The organism is Kocuria arenosa (assembly GCF_042879215.1).
Taxonomy (GTDB): domain Bacteria; phylum Actinomycetota; class Actinomycetes; order Actinomycetales; family Micrococcaceae; genus Kocuria; species Kocuria arenosa.
In genome coordinates this window covers 221,592-235,568 of the sequence record NZ_JBHZTA010000002.1, presented here as the reverse complement: position 1 = coordinate 235,568, position 13,977 = coordinate 221,592, and the positions used below count along the sequence as shown (strand labels likewise).

Sequence of the window (13,977 nt, the reverse complement as noted above, 5' to 3'; positions counted from 1 at the left end):
CACTCACAACACGCAAAACTTGGAACTCCAAGCAGAGGAGGAGCCCATGGGAAAAGTGGTCATGAATGCGTCGGTCTCCGTGGATGGTTTCATCGCGGCTGAGAACGACGATCCCGGTCCGCTGTTCGGGTGGTTGGTCAGCGGTGATGTGCCGTTGGACGACAGCGGCGTACTGAAGGTGTCGCAGGCGTCCTTCGACCACATCCGGCCCTACTGGGACCATGTCGGGGTGACAATCGCCGGCCGCCACGTCTTCGACATCACGGACGGCTGGGACGGGACGCCGCCGAGCGGGATCGACCACGTCGTCGTCGTGACGCACCGGCCGGCGCCCGAGGGCTGGGACCCCGAGGCGCCGTTCCACTTCGTCGACAGCATTGAAGCAGCCGTGACCAAGGCACAGGAGCTCGCGGGCGACCGCATCGTCGAGTTCGCCGCCGGCGACGTCGGTGGGCAGGCGCTTGCGGCGGGCCTGGTCGACGAGGTGCGCATGGACGTTGCACCCGTGGTCTTTGGGTCCGGCAAGCGCTACTTCGGGTCGGTCCACGCGCAGCACCTGTTGGAGGACCCAGACGTAGTTGTTCAGGGCAACCGGGTGCTTCACCTGCGCTATCGGGTGCGCACTTGACCAATCTGAGTGGGTACGCGAAGTAGTCCACTGCGACGGTGACACGAGACGGGGCCTGCGACAGCGGTCATGGGTCCCTTCCACGTCGTGCGCCTGGCCGGAGATGCGCTGGACCGGTGCCGCCGCCGGGTCCAGTTGGCGATCCACGGTCACCGCGGCATGAAGAACGACCCGCTCTACTCCGCGCGCAGGACCCTGCACACCGGTGCAGGGCTGCTCACCGACAAGCAGGCCGCTCGGCTCACCGCGCTGTTCGCCGACGACGCGCATGTCGAGGTCGAAGCGACCAGGGGCATCTACCAGCGAATGATCGCCGCCCACCGACACGAGGACCGACGCCGTGGCCGCGAGCTGATGGTCAAGCTGATCGACACGATCGGCACCGGTGTCCCGAACGCACTGGTCGAGGTCACCACACTCGGCCGCACGTTGAACAAACGCGCAGCCGACGTGCTGGCCTACTTCGACCGTCCCGGCACCAGCAACGGCCCCACCGAGGCGATCAACGGCCGGCTCGAGCACCTGCGCGGTTCCGCACTCGGGTTCCGCAACCTCACGAACTACATCGCCAGATCACTGCTTGAGACCGGAGGCTTCAGGCCGCAACTACACCCTCGATCGTGAAGAGCCCCCAATCCCAAGTAGAAAGCCATGATCCGACAGGACCATGAACGCCACCATCATGCCAAGCACCGGCGTCGGGTAAGTGCCGATGGACTTCCACGCTGGACTTGGTCCTTCTTTTAGGTGCGGGAAAGCATGTGGAGCCACCGGGTGAGTTCGGTGGCCAATGCGACTGGAGCGTCATAGTGAATCAGGTGTCCTGCTTGGGGGACGAGGGACAAGGTACTTCCCGGGATCGCCTTGTGCAGGCGGTGAGCCCGGTCGACTGGGATCCACGTGTCGTTCTCACCCCAGATGATGTGCGTCGGAATGCTCATCGATACCAAGAGTGGCTCCAAGACAGCGGTGTAGGTCTCGTCCGCTTGGGCGATCTGGCGGTAAAACGCTGCCTGTCCTATCGCCCCGCACCATGGGTCGGCCAGTTCCGTCATGTTTTCTGCGCGGAGGCCGTGGTGGCTCGCTCCGGCGATGTATGCCTCGAGCACGCCTCGATGCACGGCTTCAGGTAACTGGGCGAAGACCTCGGTGTTGTCCTTGACCAGATTGAAAAAAGGAGACCCCCAGGGACGTAACGCGACAGCGTCCACTAAGCACAGGGAAGCGAAGGGCGCACCGTGCAGGAGGTGGGCGCGCAAGGAGACCGCACCCCCGTAGTCGTGGGCGATCACATGCGGATTCTGGAGGGCCCAGTGGTCTAGTAGCGCTAGGAATGCTTCGCCCTGCACGACCAGGTCTACATCATGGGTGGGGTCCATTGACGAGGCCCCGTAACCGGGCATGTCCCACGAATAGACGGTGTGATCCTTCGCGAGGGCTTCAGCGAAGGGCGCCCACAGGACGGAAGACCACGGAGTGCCATGGCAGAACACGACCGCGGGCCCAGAGCCTTTGGTGCTCCAAGCGATGCGGCGGCCGCGCCAGGTGAACTGCTCCTTCAAATGCATGCGCCCATGGTCCCATCACCACACCAGCGGATCTGTAGTCGTGGGGTGGGCGAACCAGCTCAAGCGGCGAAGATGACGCTTCGACCGCCCACCCAACGCATCTCAGGCTCGTTCCCCTTGCTGCCCTTCTTCTTGGCTATGGGGCCCTATCCGAGGTGGCGCACTTGTGGCCACAGCTGGGCCCAAGGCGTCAGCCGCTCCTGGCAGATCCACACTGGAGTGCCCTGCTCGTCGTTGTCCAGCCCGACGCCGTTGTCGATACGTGCGGCGGGCTCGACCGATCCGAACCAGCGTTGCAGGGACTCCCGGTCGTAGCCGACGACGATCACCGTCTGAGCATCCTCCGGTGGTGGCCCCCACTCGGCGTAGCTGTTGTGGCCGCTGTAGGCAGGTGGCAGGCCCAGCTCGGTGCGGTAGCGGTCGATCGCCCCGGCCTGTCCGTAGTTGCGAGTCAGCACCACCACGCCGGTCCGGTCCTCGGTGGGCAGGCCGGCCTGTATGTCGGCGATGGTGTGCACGAAGGCAGTCCAGCCGACGGTCTCGCCGGCGTCGTAGTTGATGTCCACGACCGGGGTGGCCGCCAGGTGCTGGACCGGCACCAGTGGCCGGAACAGCACCGTGGAGATCGCCGCGCTCACCGCCAGAGCACCGGCGAGCAGCACCCTGCGCAGCCAGGTGGCGCCCCGACCCGTCCAGCGCAGCGCCGGATCCGAACCGGCGGCCAGCAGCACCGGATACAAGCCCGCCAGATAGTACGGTTTGCCCCCGGTTACCAAGAACACCCCTGCCAGCAGCGGGTAGGCGACGGCGAAGGCACGGAAGGTCCGCAACGCGGGGTCCCGGGCCAGTCGCCACAGGCCCGCGCCCCACACCGGCACCAGCAGCGGACTGATCAGGACCAACTGGTAGGGCAGGAACAGCCACCGGGGCTCGCTCGTGCCGGAGCTCCCGGCGGCGATCGCGCTGGAGAGCTCCAGCTGCGGCCAACCATGGGTTGCCTGCCAGAGCAGGTACGGGGCCCACAGCGCCAGCGCGACCGCGGCCGCCAGCCACGGCCAGCGACTGCGCAGCACCTTACGAGGCCCGACGAGCAGCAGACCTGCTGCCAGTCCCGCCAACAGGAACACGACCAGCACCTTGTTCTGCAGGCCGACCCCGGCCAGCAAGCCGACCAGCAACCAGTGGTAGCCGCCGTGACGCAGCGCGCGGACCACCGCCCAGGACACTGCCGTCCAGGCCAGGAGGTCGAATGTGCTCGTGGACAGCAGGTGCCCGACGGCGAGCAGGATCGCCGAGACCGCCATGCACGCTGCGGCGAGCACCTGAGCACCACGCGTCCCGCCGAGCTCTCGAGCCAGCAACCCGGTGAAGAACACCACCAGCCCCGCGGTCACCGCTGAGGCCAGGCGCAGGCCGACCAGAGAATCCCCGAACAGCTCGCTGGCCACCCGGGCCAGCAACGGGGTCAGCGGTGGCTGGTCGACGTAACCGAACGCGAGTTTCTGTCCGGCGCGCAGGAAGTACAGCTCATCGCGGTGGTAACCGTATCCGTCACTGAGTGAGATCAGCACCCCCATGACCAGTGCGGCCACGCCACCCAGCGCCTGCCGGGCAAGCGGGGCCGGTAGTAATTCCTGACGGGGGGACGCATTCAGTGCTGAGGAACCGGTACTCACGGTCATGCGATTCCTTTCCGGCAATAGGGGCACCACGCACTTTGTCCCCACTCCACGAGTAGCGAGGTCTGGTGGGAATACGTCTCAGCGACCCGGACCGGACAGCGCCGTCCGCAAGTCACGTCCAGATTAAGTAGTCCTGGAGGGCCGGGCGAAGCGGTCCAGATACCGCCGTCGACGATGGGCCCGCTGCGCCTCCCCACGATGTTCGTGGTGCTCCGGCCAGATCAACTCGGGCGACAGGAACGTCATTGTGGTACCTCTCGGTGAGGGCGCGGATTACTCCGTGCGACTGTTGATGGCAGCAATGCTCCTCGCCATGGCATCTCGCCACGAGTGGCACTCATGACGGTGTACGTCGAATTTCTGCCATATCCGGGCGACCCTGAAGACATGATCCGTACTGTCTCTCCCGTGATCTTCGACGAGGTTTCCTCTCTTGAGCTAGGGGTGTCCCACGAGGCGTGGGGTATCGACAGTTCCTACTCGTGGCTACGCTGGCGGAGTGCACGATGATCGGGCAACTGGCAATTTTGGTCGTTGATCGGGTGCCGTTGAACGAACTGAGTTGGTCAGGATAGGTGCACACATTGCAACGCAGCCTCGTGTTCCTCGGCAACTGCGCCCCTCAGTACGGCAACCGCTTGCGGTAGGTGGTCGAAGCGGTCAGGGAGTCTGTGACCCCCAGGCCAGGCCCCCCGCTCATCTCTGCCGGCTTCCCTTGCTCATCGTCCCGTGCTTTCAGGGCATCCCCGGTTGCTGCGGCATCACGTCCGCGTCTGGCAAACCCGATGAGCCCAGTGGCAACTGGATCGACTTCCACATCAGCATATGAACTCCTTCCGGAGGGGACATTGACCGAGGAATCGTCATCGTGGGCCTCCCCGCGCCGGATAGGAATTAGTACTGGCCTTGACGACCGCAAGATCACGAACTACCAGACATGTCGTACGTGAACACAAGCCACGGACCGCGGTACGAGGAATCGGGCAGGCTGACTGGTGCAGACGGCCTCAACCGCCTGCACCAGGCGCATAATTCATCAGCGCGAAGTGTCGAAGCTGTGCCGCGCGCTCCGACACTGGGGTGAGGCGCCATGATGGCGTCCGAGACGGAGGGAGTTCGTGATGAGGTACATGCTGTTGATGAACTATGAAGGTGGTGCCGGCTCTGACGTGCCGATGAGCGAGTGGGCGCCGGAGGACATCGCCGCCCACATCGACTTCCAGCATGCTCTGGGCCGCGAGCTCACCGCCACCGGTGAGCTGGTGGACGGCCAGGGCCTGGCCGCGCCGGACGCCAGCAGGACGGTCACCTGGGACGGGCGCAACGCGCCGGTGGTCACGGACGGGCCGTTCGCCGAGTCCAAGGAGTTCCTGGCCGGCTACTGGACCGTGGACGTGGACTCCCAGGAGCGTGCCCTCGAGATCGCGGCCAAGGCCTCCGCCGCCCCGGGCAAGGGCGGGGTGCCCATCCAGCAGCCCATCGAGGTGCGGCAGGTGATGGCCGCCCCCACCGTGGAGAGCTGACCCGTGTCGGTGGTCAACGTGCCTGAGGATCTGCTGCGCGAGCTGACCCCGCAGGTTCTCGGGGCGTTGGCCCGCCGCTGCGGCGACTTCACCGCGGCCGAGGACGCCGTCCAGGAGGCGTTGCTGGCCGCAATCGAAGCTTGGCCCCGGTCCGGGGTGCCGGCCAACCCGGCCGGATGGTTGGTGCGGGTCGCCCAGCGACGTCTCATCGACGAGATCCGCAGCGAGGCGGCCCGACGCACCCGGGAGGAGCTCCTCGCCGCCGATCCCACCGCACCCGGCAGCGGGGTCCATGACACGGTCCCGGGGACTGGGGCAGGGGACGACACGCTGACGCTGCTGACGCTGTGCTGCCACCCGTGCCTGCCCCCTGCCTCGGCGATCGCCCTCACCCTGCGTGCGGTGGGGGGACTGACCACAGCACAGATCGCGGCCGCCTTCCTCGTCCCGGAGTCCACCATGGGCCAGCGCATCAGCCGGGCGAAACAACGTCTCCGCGCTGCCGGCGCCCGCTTCGAGCTGCCTGCACCCGAGGATCGCCGCCAGAGGAGCAGGACCGTGCTGTCGGTGGTCTATCTGATGTTCAACGAGGCCTACGTCTCCCACGGGGGCGGCCTGGACCGACCGGACCTGGCCGTGGAGGCCATCCGGATTGCGCGCCTGCTGGCCGATTCCGCACCGGAGGACCCCGAGACCGCGGGCCTGCTCGCACTGCTGCTGCTCACGCATGCACGCCGTCCGGCACGGACCGACCACGCCGGGCGCTTGGTGCCCTTGGACGAGCAAGATCGTCGGTTGTGGGACGTGGACCTCATCCAGGAAGGCCGCCAACTATTACTACACGCTTTGAGCGCCGGGACTGTCGGTCCTTATCAAGTGCAAGCGGCCATCGCGGCGCTGCACGACGAGGCGTCCTCGACCCAGGCCACGGACTGGCCGCAGATCGCCGCCCTGTACACGCTCCTGGAACGAATGGTGCCCAGCCCCATGGTGACGTTGAACCGAGCGGTTGCTGTAGGGATGGTCTCCGGCCCGCTGGCGGGACTCGGTCTGCTTGAGGGCCTGGAGGCTCTATCGGATCACCATCGGCTCCACGCCGTCCGCGCGCACCTGCTTCAACGTGCCGGGCGACCGGTGGAGGCTCGCACCGCGTACGAGCTCGCCGCCCGGCTGAGCACCAACACCGCAGAGCGGTACTACCTGACGACCAGGGCGGCACAACTCAACAGCACCGAAACCGACCGTCATTGACCCAGTCAGCCCCTCGCCACAGGTTTCCTGGCTCCATTCGGACGCACTGACCCCGATCTCGCCGCTCCTTTGCGGGAGCGACGACGTGCCACCGTTGATCCCTCACTCGGAAGGAACGACCGCAGAGGAACCCCTACTGCATCGTCTCCCGTAGGCAGTGTCCATGAGCCGGCCATATGTAAAGCGGCAGGTGGCCCGCTTAGCCGAAAACTGGACCGGTTTCGGCGTGAAGTGACACCCGTCAGGCGGACGCCTCTTTGTGTGTCACGAGCTGCTGCTCGCAGTCGGTGGGACTGAGGTCACCCAGCCGGGAGTGACGGCGGCGAGGGTTGTAGAAGCCCTCGGGGTGGGAGAAGACCTCCATCTCCGGCTCGTGCCGGGTGGGCCAGGACCGGCGGTAGACGAGCTCGGTCTTCAGCGTGGCGCAAAGGGTCTCGGCCATCGCATTATCAAAGGCCGAACCGACCCGGCCCATCGAGTGGACTCGGCGCCAACCCCAGGCGGGCGGAACACCACTAACCGGCCATATGTAAAGCGGTCCCTTTCGCCTCGCCAGCACTGGCAAGACACCTGACCGGTCAGCAGGACCGAGATCGGCGCCGCCATCAACCGCGCCGTCAGATGGCCCGACGAGCTGATGCGCTCAGGTGCGACAGCGGTCATCGCCGGGCCCCCATGCGGTAACCGATGCCGCGGACGGTGTGGATGAACCGCGGGCTACCCGCGTCCTCCCCGAGCTTCCGGCGAATCCGACCGATGTGCACATCGACCAAGTGCTCATCCCCAGTCCAATGCGTGTCCCAGATCAACTCCACCAATTGCCGGCGGGAGAGCACCACCTCGGGGTGTGCGGCCAGGGCGGCCAGCAGGTCGAACTCGATCCGCGTCAGCTCCACCGCTTCCCCGGCCACGTGGACCTCCCGGGTTGCCTGGTCCACCACCAGCTCCCCGATTACCCGGGCCTGGCCCGCCGGTCCCGATGCGGCAGAGGCTGTGGCGAGTCGGGAGTGGGAGGGGCGCAGCATCGCCTGGACCCGGGCCACGAGCTCGCGTGGGCTGAAGGGTTTGGTCACGTAGTCGTCGGCGCCCACCAACAACCCCACGATCTTGTCCACCTCATCATCACGGGCAGTGAGCATCAGAACGTAGCAGTCCGAGAAGACCCGCACCTGACGGCACACCTCGATCCCGTCGATCCCCGGCAGCCCCAGGTCGAGCACCAGCACGTTCGGGGCGAACTCTCGCACCGCGGCCACGGCCTCGCTCCCATCGTGGCGCACGGCTACCTCCAGGCCGGCCTTGCGCAGATACGCCTCGATCAACCGCGCCAGATCGATCTCATCGTCCACCACCAAGACCCGACCGGTGAGGGACACGACCATGGTGGCTCCTAGGTTCAGGACCAGCCCGCGGGCCGAGGTGCGGGCCCACGGTCCGGTCGGAAGCCCGGGTGCCGGGGCCCGGCACCCGGTATCGATGATGATCTCGCGAATCTGCCGCGACGACTGCCCACCACCGGGGGGTCCACCCGTGGTGGCAGGCACGGCGCCCGAGAGTCCGTCTAGGCCGGTGCTCACTTCCGGTGGAGCACCACGCGACGGGTCGCGCTCACGCTGGTGCTGACCACCCGTTCCAGTGGTCCCTGGCCCAGGGTCCGTTGCCAGATCACCGCGAATAGGACATTAGCCGCCAGGTTGACGGTGAACCACAGGTAGGGCCGGTCGTAGTGAGCCTCGAATGACAGCCCCATCAGGTGGACGGTGTACAAGGTCAAAGTCATCGCACCCATCGCCGACAGGAGCACGAGCAAGGCCCTAGCCCGGGGTGCAACCAGCAGGAAGAAGCCCAGCACTGCCAGCCCGACGCCCAGGCTGGCGGCGATCGCCAACGGGGTGTTGGTGTGCGGGGTGTCGACCACCAGCCACCAAGCGGTGTCGGTGGGCAACTCGTCCTCCGGCCCCGACAGGAGAACCTCCTCGAGCTCCTCCTTGTCCATCCCGGAGCTGCTCAGCAGCCACTCGTAGCCTCCCACGGCGTAGAGCAGGACATACGAGGTGACCTGGGCAAAAATCGCCACCCCGATCCCCGCCACCAGCAAACGGATCTGGATTGCCTTCTCGCGCAGGTCCAACCGTCCCACCCCCATGCCCACCAACAGGTATGTCAGGTAGCACAGGGCCGGGTACGAGCCGGTCAACAACAGCTGGGAGGCTGTCGCTCCCGGTTCTTTCACCACATCAGCAAAAGTGGGGTTGTCGGAGGCGTATGCGGGCAGGACGTCTCTGAGCCCCTGCATCAGCAGCGGACCCACGATCCAGAAGACCGCCGCGCAGACGAACAGTGCCTTCGGCCCCATGTGGAGGAAGGGGATGGCCAGCAGGAAGAACACCCCGTAGTAGATCAAGATGTTGTCCGCCGGGGCGTCCTGGGGCATCACCGTACCGATCCACAGCCCTACCACGGTGATGAGGATGGCGCGCACGGCCACCCCCACCCGGTCAGCGGCCAACTCCCGCCCTCGGCGCCGGCGCCGTCCTCCGGAGCTCAGCGCCAGTCCCACCCCGGCCAGCAGGGCGAACAGGGCTGCCGAGTCCCCGCCGAAAAGGATGTACGACCAGGTCGGCTCGCCCGTCATCTCGTCCTCGGTGGGCAGGATATGCACCGCCATCAACCCGATCAGCGCCAGCCCACGGGCCGCGTCGATGCCCACCAACCGCCTCGAGGAGTTGCGGGCACTGCCCGTGGCACCCGCCCGGGCGGATCCTTCCGTTCTGGCCGTCCAACTCATGACTCCCCCAGATGTGCCAGGCTCGCCCCGGCGCCCCTCAGGGTCCCGGCCACGAGCCGTGTAAGCGGTCCCAGCAATCCCGGGAGCGTCCTGGACCCAGGATCTGCGCTGCACCCTGCGCACCTGTTGAGCAATCCTCAAGATTCCATAAAGTCCTAAGAGCCCCACCGTGCACGCCAGAGGGACAACTGCCGCACGCGCCCAGCGCGCTATGGCTGCCGGACGGATCCCCCAGTGGATGGGCGCTTGTCCCATGCGACGACGGCCCGATGACGCCCCAATGGCGGAGAAACCTACGCCTCACTCAATCTGCCGACAACCATTGGCTCACACGGTTGTCGGCATGGGAAGTTCCCGGATCCGCCGATACGGGGTCGCCCTGGACATCCCGAGGTCGCGGGCGACCTGGGTGGCCGGCTCCCCGGACTCGATCAGCCGCAGCGCGTTGCGGATCTGAGAGTCGGTGAAGGTCTGGCGCCGTCCGCCGAGGTCCTTGCCGGCGGCCCGGCGCTTGGCCACCGAGTCGGTGATCCGTTCCCGTTTGATCTCCAGTTCCATCTGGGCCAGGGCGGCCATGACGGTGAAGACCATCGAACCCATCGGGGTGGCGGTGTCCACGTCTCCTCCATCGAGGTTGAGCACCCTTAGCCCCGCTCCCCTCGCCCGCAGCGCTTCGGCGAAGGCCAGCATGGTCTGCGTCGAGCGCCCCAGACGGTCCAGCGTAGTGATGACCAGCGTGTCGCCCTCCTCGAGCGAGGCCACCGCCTTGTCGAGGGCCGGACGCGACGCACGCCCTCCAGACACTCCACTATCCACATAGATGTCAATGCGCCGCACGCCGGCTTCCAGAAGGTCAGACACTTGACGGTCCGCGTCCTGCTGCCGTGTCGACACCCGGGCGTAGCCGATCAACTTCCCCATGTCCACCTCATCTGTCTCGCAACCAAGGTTGAGTATCCGATTCTAGGGGTACGGATAAAGCACATAGATACGAGACATGCCGAACCGCGGAAACGTGCGGGCGCAAATTTTTGCGACGAGACGTCTCGCATCTCTTGGCCTGCGCGAGGGCCCAACATCCGTCACGCGGAGGAGGTGCTACGACGTCGGGTGCCGGCAGTGATCCTCTTGCCCGCCTGTGTCGAATCTGTTGCTGCCGCGTGCAGAGGATTGGCTTGCCGGTTCGCCCGGACATGAGGTTCTGATGACGAGCTCAAATCCATAGACGTGGGTGCAGGAGCGTCGTGACTGGCATGGACCCGAGCAGCCCCCGTTCCTGGGCGAAAGTGGTTCGCTCGTCGAGGAAGTCAAGGACGAGATCAGCGTCGCCTGAGGTAAACGCGGCTTTCATGAATTGCACCGCGTGTTCAGGATCGTGTTCCCACATCTGGAGCACGGGTTTGTCGTACCAGCGGAAGCGTGGAGACGTGTCAACGACGGTCGAAAAGTGAGCAGTAGCGACGGCCCAAAAGTGAGCAGTGGATGTCGCTAGTTGGTCTGGTGGGTGGTGCTGGGCAGGGAGTCGGTGCCCAGGGTCTTGAGCCGGTAGCTGGCGCCTTTGAGGGTGTGGACCTCTGCGTGGTGGACGATGCGGTCGATCATGGCCGCGGCGATGGTGACATCGCCGAAGACCTCACCCCAGCGGGCGAAGGGCAGGTTGCTGGTGAGGATCAGCGAGGCCTTCTCATAGCGGGTCGAGACGAGCTGGAAGAACAGGTTCGCGGCCTCCTGCTCGAAGGGCAGGTACCCGACCTCGTCGATGATGATCAGCCGGTACCGGCCCAGCTTGCGCAGCTCGGTATCCAGGCGCCCGGTGTCGTAGGCGGTCTTGAGCCGGTGGATCCAGTCCACGGCGGTGGCGTAGAGCACCCGGTGGCCCTGCTGGCAGGCGGTGATGCCCAGGGCCGTGGCCAGGTGGGTCTTGCCCGTGCCCGGGGGCCCGAGCAGGACGATGTTGCCGGCCTCGGCCAGGTACCGGCCCGAGGCCATCGCGGCGTAGTCGGTGTGGGTGATCGCCGTCTGGGTAGAGAAGTCGAACTCTTCTGCGGTCTTGATCGAGGGAAACCCCGCGGCGGTGATCCGCAGCCGGGCACCGGAGGCGTTGCGGGCGGCGACCTCGCGCTCGAGCACGGCGGTCAGGTACTCCTCGTAGGACCAGTGCCCGGCGCGGGCGGTGTCGGCGATCCGGGCGGCGGCCTCGCGGATCCTCGGGGCCTTCAAGGACGCGGTGAGGTACTCCAGGGTCTTGGCCGTGGCGGCCGGTGTGGTGGCCATCAGGCGACCTCGATCCCGAACGCGCGGTCGTAGTCGGCCAGATCCCGTACCAGCGGATCCGCCTCGGCGCCCGGGTGCGGGCGCTGTTGGTAGGCCCGGCGCAGCACCGCGGCGCCGGCCACGTGCGCCGGGTCGGTGACCGTGGTCGCTGACGCCCAGCACCGGGGGTGGTCGGCCACGACCCGGCCCTGGCAGCGCACGAGCACCCGGTGCAGGTCGGCGGTGACCTCGACCATGGCTCCGATCACGGTCGGGTCCACGGAGTAGTCGTTGCCGGCGACCCGCACGTAGTAGTCCCGGCCCAGCCGCACCCACCAGCGGTGCCCGACCACCGGGGCGACCGGTGGTATGGGGAGCATCGCGGCCCGATCAGCGGTGATCAGCTCCGCCGGCCGGGCGGCGATGGCCCGCACCCGCCGGGTGTTGGCGGCCATCAGCCACTGGCGCAGCTGGGCGTTGAAGTCGGTCGGGGAAGCGAAACTGCGTCCGGGCAGGAACGAGGTCTCGAGGTAGCCGTTGGCCCTCTCCACGATGCCCTTGGATTCCGGGTCGTAGGGCTTGAGCTGCACCAGGGTTGCCGCCATCGTGCCCATGAACGCGGCCACCCCCTCGGCCGGGCGGCCCCCGCGACCGATGCCGGACTCGTTGTCCCAGACCCACCGCCGCGGCACGCCCTGGATCTGCTCGACCACCAGATGCCACATCCCGGCCAGCAGATCACCGGTGGTGCGGGATGGAATCATCACCGCGGTGATGAACCGCGAGGAGGAACAGACCATCACCAGCACCGGCGGTGATCCCTGCTGAGCGTCATCCAGCGGGATCCGTGCCGGCGGGAACCACAGATCGCACTGGACCTGGTCCCCGGGCCGGTAGGACAACCGGTCCGCCGGATCGACCGGGGCGTACTCGCTGCGGATGGCCCGCAGGTTGTCCCGGAACCAGGTGATGGACCCCGACCACCCCACCCGCTCGGCCAGCACGGTGGCCGGCATGGACGGGTGCTCGGCCAGCAGCGCCCGCACAGCCGGCTCGACATCGCTGAAGGCGTTGGGCCCGGCGGACCTTTCGTAGCGCGGTGGTCGTGAGGCGGCCACGGCCTTGGCGACCGTGTTCCGCGAGATCCCCAGCCGCGAGGCGATCTGGGACTTCGGCACCCCCTCGGCATGCAGCCGGCGGATCAACGCCCAATCTTCCACAGTGATCACACTCCAATCGTCGAGTGCTCACTTTTCGGCCGTCGCATCTGCTCAGTATTCGTCCGGCGTCGACAAGACGGCCGGGGAGTGTCAGGTGACCCGGTGGATGCAAGCGTGGAGGCGATGTGTTGAGTTTGGCGAAGGATGCGGGTGAAGCCGTAGCCTGTGGTGGCCTTGACGGCTCCGGAGGGAGATCCGATGCGCACATGGTGGCCGCGGGGAGAACTGGGGCGGATACCCAAAGGGATGGAGCCCCGCTCCACGGACAACAAGGAAAACTGGCTCACACCCCAAACCTTGCGCAGATAAGCCGACGTTGCCTGCTCGAACGAAAATTCGGGGTCTGCAGCCTTCCCCGGCATGATCCGGATGACTTCAACGACGGCTTCCCGCGCTGAGATCGGCAGGACGCAGTGGAAATGCACGGGGTTGCGTTCACCGGACCGAAAATCTATGAAGGTGGCAATGGATGAGTCGAAGGCATCGTGCGCAGTTCGCACCCGTCGAACCTCACCCGACATGAGCAGTGGTGCCTTGATCCCGGTGGGGGGCAATGTGCTGTCGAAGCAGTGGGACGCCGTGAAAATCCGACCATCGGAAAGGGCCACCTCGACCGAGTCGGCATGGGCCCGTACTCGTGAAACCTGTGCGCCAAGACGGGTGATTTGAGGGTTGGCATCAACTACTTCATCGAGGCATCGGAAAACGGCCTGTGACGAGGTGAGGCACAGGCGGTGGCGCCGGAGCGGCAGGACCCGCTGGGCAGGTGCTGCGTCAACCGCAAGGCTCGTGAACGTGACTGCGGGAGTCAAGGGCAACGGGAGCGGGCTGTCGTGCCAGTAGATCAGGGAACGGTGCGGGTATCGATCTTCGGCGTCGTCGACGATGAGGATCCGCGCCCCGGTCAGCCCTGGTTCCCGACTCAGAAAATAGGCGAGGCTACGCCCGGCAAGTCCACCCCCGGCAATGATGACGTCGTACTCCTGCGCTTGGTGGTCATGAGCAAGACCCTCCCTTTCCAGACGCAGACATCTCTGCGGCCACTCTCAAAACCGTCAGCGACC

Annotated in this window: 12 protein-coding genes and 1 pseudogene; 4 read left to right on the top strand and 9 right to left on the bottom strand. The window is 66.3% G+C overall.

What is annotated here, in order from left to right; translation table 11 throughout:
• The first annotated feature begins 46 nt into the window (after positions 1 to 46).
• Positions 47 to 628 carry a dihydrofolate reductase family protein gene (locus ACFYE3_RS04480; protein ID WP_387606425.1) on the top strand — a complete coding sequence of 194 codons (582 nt, stop codon included), beginning with the start codon at positions 47 to 49 and terminating at the stop codon, positions 626 to 628.
• A 57-nt stretch (positions 629 to 685) separates the two neighbouring features.
• Positions 686 to 1,252: pseudogene (locus tag ACFYE3_RS04475) on the top strand (transposase); the annotation flags it as partial.
• A 119-nt stretch (positions 1,253 to 1,371) separates the two neighbouring features.
• Here ACFYE3_RS04475 and ACFYE3_RS04470 read toward each other — a convergent pair.
• Entirely contained in the window at positions 1,372 to 2,196 is an 825-nt protein-coding gene (locus ACFYE3_RS04470; protein WP_387606423.1) for an alpha/beta fold hydrolase, read from the bottom strand.
• Positions 2,197 to 2,342: 146 nt separating this feature from the next.
• Positions 2,343 to 3,878: a glycosyltransferase family 39 protein gene (locus ACFYE3_RS04465; protein WP_387606422.1), complete on the bottom strand. Its 1,536-nt coding sequence runs from the start codon at positions 3,876 to 3,878 to the stop codon at positions 2,343 to 2,345.
• Positions 3,879 to 4,999: 1,121 nt separating this feature from the next.
• Between ACFYE3_RS04465 and ACFYE3_RS04460 the strand changes: the two genes are divergently transcribed.
• A complete protein-coding gene (locus tag ACFYE3_RS04460) occupies positions 5,000 to 5,401 on the top strand; it encodes a YciI family protein (RefSeq protein ID WP_387606420.1) in 402 nt (133 codons plus the stop codon).
• Positions 5,402 to 5,404: 3 nt separating this feature from the next.
• Positions 5,405 to 6,652 carry an RNA polymerase sigma factor gene (locus tag ACFYE3_RS04455; RefSeq protein ID WP_387606418.1) on the top strand — a complete coding sequence of 416 codons (1,248 nt, stop codon included), beginning with the start codon at positions 5,405 to 5,407 and terminating at the stop codon, positions 6,650 to 6,652.
• Between the two features lie 241 nt (positions 6,653 to 6,893).
• Here ACFYE3_RS04455 and ACFYE3_RS04450 read toward each other — a convergent pair whose 3' ends face one another.
• From ACFYE3_RS04450 to ACFYE3_RS04420, 7 genes are all read right to left on the bottom strand, one after another.
• Positions 6,894 to 7,094: an IS3 family transposase gene (locus tag ACFYE3_RS04450; RefSeq protein WP_387606416.1), complete on the bottom strand. Its 201-nt coding sequence runs from the start codon at positions 7,092 to 7,094 to the stop codon at positions 6,894 to 6,896.
• A gap of 217 nt (positions 7,095 to 7,311) precedes the next feature.
• Positions 7,312 to 8,034 carry a response regulator gene (locus ACFYE3_RS04445; RefSeq protein WP_387606414.1) on the bottom strand — a complete coding sequence of 241 codons (723 nt, stop codon included), beginning with the start codon at positions 8,032 to 8,034 and terminating at the stop codon, positions 7,312 to 7,314.
• Between the two features lie 191 nt (positions 8,035 to 8,225).
• Positions 8,226 to 9,362 carry a heparan-alpha-glucosaminide N-acetyltransferase domain-containing protein gene (locus tag ACFYE3_RS04440; RefSeq protein WP_387606412.1) on the bottom strand — a complete coding sequence of 379 codons (1,137 nt, stop codon included), beginning with the start codon at positions 9,360 to 9,362 and terminating at the stop codon, positions 8,226 to 8,228.
• Between the two features lie 405 nt (positions 9,363 to 9,767).
• Positions 9,768 to 10,361, bottom strand: coding sequence for a recombinase family protein (locus tag ACFYE3_RS04435; protein WP_387806064.1), 594 nt, complete (start codon positions 10,359 to 10,361; stop codon positions 9,768 to 9,770).
• A gap of 567 nt (positions 10,362 to 10,928) precedes the next feature.
• Positions 10,929 to 11,714: an IS21-like element helper ATPase IstB gene (gene istB, locus ACFYE3_RS04430; protein WP_387606408.1), complete on the bottom strand. Its 786-nt coding sequence runs from the start codon at positions 11,712 to 11,714 to the stop codon at positions 10,929 to 10,931.
• On the bottom strand, positions 11,714 to 12,922 hold the full coding sequence (istA, locus tag ACFYE3_RS04425) for an IS21 family transposase (protein WP_387606405.1): 1,209 nt from the start codon (positions 12,920 to 12,922) through the stop codon (positions 11,714 to 11,716). The genes istB and istA overlap by 1 nt, the downstream gene beginning before the upstream one ends.
• Positions 12,919 to 13,881, bottom strand: a complete 963-nt coding sequence (locus ACFYE3_RS04420) for a lycopene cyclase family protein (protein ID WP_387606992.1) — start codon at positions 13,879 to 13,881, stop codon at positions 12,919 to 12,921. The genes istA and ACFYE3_RS04420 overlap by 4 nt, the downstream gene beginning before the upstream one ends.
• Positions 13,882 to 13,977 lie beyond the last annotated feature (96 nt).

What these genes read in the sequence shown, in the direction of transcription:
- ACFYE3_RS04480 (WP_387606425.1), top strand. Translation starts at nt 47, where the DNA reads ATGGGAAAAGTGGTCATGAATGCGTCGGTCTCCGTGGATGGTTTCATC.
- ACFYE3_RS04470 (WP_387606423.1), bottom strand. Translation starts at nt 2,196, where the DNA reads ATGCATTTGAAGGAGCAGTTCACCTGGCGCGGCCGCCGCATCGCTTGG.
- ACFYE3_RS04465 (WP_387606422.1), bottom strand. Translation starts at nt 3,878, where the DNA reads ATGACCGTGAGTACCGGTTCCTCAGCACTGAATGCGTCCCCCCGTCAG.
- ACFYE3_RS04460 (WP_387606420.1), top strand. Translation starts at nt 5,000, where the DNA reads ATGAGGTACATGCTGTTGATGAACTATGAAGGTGGTGCCGGCTCTGAC.
- ACFYE3_RS04450 (WP_387606416.1), bottom strand. Translation starts at nt 7,094, where the DNA reads ATGGCCGAGACCCTTTGCGCCACGCTGAAGACCGAGCTCGTCTACCGC.
- ACFYE3_RS04445 (WP_387606414.1), bottom strand. Translation starts at nt 8,034, where the DNA reads ATGGTCGTGTCCCTCACCGGTCGGGTCTTGGTGGTGGACGATGAGATC.
- ACFYE3_RS04435 (WP_387806064.1), bottom strand. Translation starts at nt 10,361, where the DNA reads ATGGGGAAGTTGATCGGCTACGCCCGGGTGTCGACACGGCAGCAGGAC.
- istB (WP_387606408.1), bottom strand. Translation starts at nt 11,714, where the DNA reads ATGGCCACCACACCGGCCGCCACGGCCAAGACCCTGGAGTACCTCACC.